The organism is Teichococcus vastitatis (genome assembly GCF_003604215.1).
Classification (GTDB): domain Bacteria; phylum Pseudomonadota; class Alphaproteobacteria; order Acetobacterales; family Acetobacteraceae; genus Pseudoroseomonas; species Pseudoroseomonas vastitatis.
The window spans coordinates 1-1,084 of the sequence record NZ_QXGS01000169.1 but is presented as its reverse complement, the minus strand read 5'-3'; the positions used below and the strand labels follow the sequence as shown (position 1 = coordinate 1,084).

At 63.5% G+C, this 1,084-nt stretch carries 1 protein-coding gene; it reads right to left on the bottom strand.

The features are described 5' to 3' along the window. Positions 1-187 precede the first annotated feature (187 nt). Positions 188-658, bottom strand: a complete 471-nt coding sequence (locus D2K64_RS23725) for an ester cyclase (protein ID WP_274379334.1) — start codon at positions 656-658, stop codon at positions 188-190. Positions 659-1,084 lie beyond the last annotated feature (426 nt).

Below are 1,084 nucleotides of genomic sequence, written 5' to 3'. Positions count from 1 at the left end.
CCCAGACGATCGGAGGAACTACGGAATCAGGACACTAGGGACGATGATCATCTGACCACGGGGAGGTGGCTCCGCACGCAGCAAACTCTTCCACCGGCGGCAAGCGCTTCGCCTGGCATGTAAGCCAAGGCTTGAGATGGCTCCGCGCGTATGACCACGCGCGAGCGGCAGTCCCTGAACGCCGCCATCACCGCCTTGCCGCGCCTGGCGGCCGTCTGGACGGCGGCGAACTCAGCCCTGCCGCAACTGGAGCCAGCAGAGCGGGCAAGGTATTGACACCCCAATGCTCCACGTAGCGGCCATCTTCGATGCGCACGATATCGATGACCTCGATCGCGACGGCCCGGCCTGCTGGCGCGATCTCCATCAACCTGCCCGAATGGGTCCCCGCGATGGTCTTCCGCGTCACGACCTTGCCACCTTCCGAGACCTGATCGTGGATCGTCACGATCAGGTTCGACAGGGCAGGGCGTAGCATGGTGTGGAAGGTGTTCCAGAGTCCTTCAGGGCCATTCGAACCTCCAGGTGGTGCTGACCGGTTGATGAAGCCTGGTGCGACGAGTTCCTCGAAGGCTTTACGGTCACCATTCTGGATCACCTCCATGTTGAACCGTCCGACAATCTGCTTGGGGGTCTTCGCATCCCTAACGGTGATCACTCCACGATGTGGCGGGATTGACTTCGAGGCGGCTCAGCAACTCCAGTGGGGCCATCTTCGACAGGGTACCTGCACCCTTCAACAACTGCCGCCAATGGGCGAGCGCTGGTCGTGCCGGCCTCCTGGCCGATGGAGGCGAGGAAGAATTCAGCGCCCAGCCGATGTTTCCTGCATGCCCGTCGCGACAAGCCGTGCCGCCTGTCCGCCGCCTGCGATCACCGCCGGGCGATCCAGCGACCGCGGCATGGCCGATGCTGATAACGCCGGGTCAACTACGCCGCATCTGCTGCCGAACCTCGTCCGCCAGGGGGTGCAGCATATCGGGTGGCAGGCTGCCGACCAGGCTGTACGGTCGCGTTCCTGGACGTGGTGTAGGACCTGACCGCCTTTGAAGTGGCGGTCACCACGGTGGTTCTCGGTAGGGTT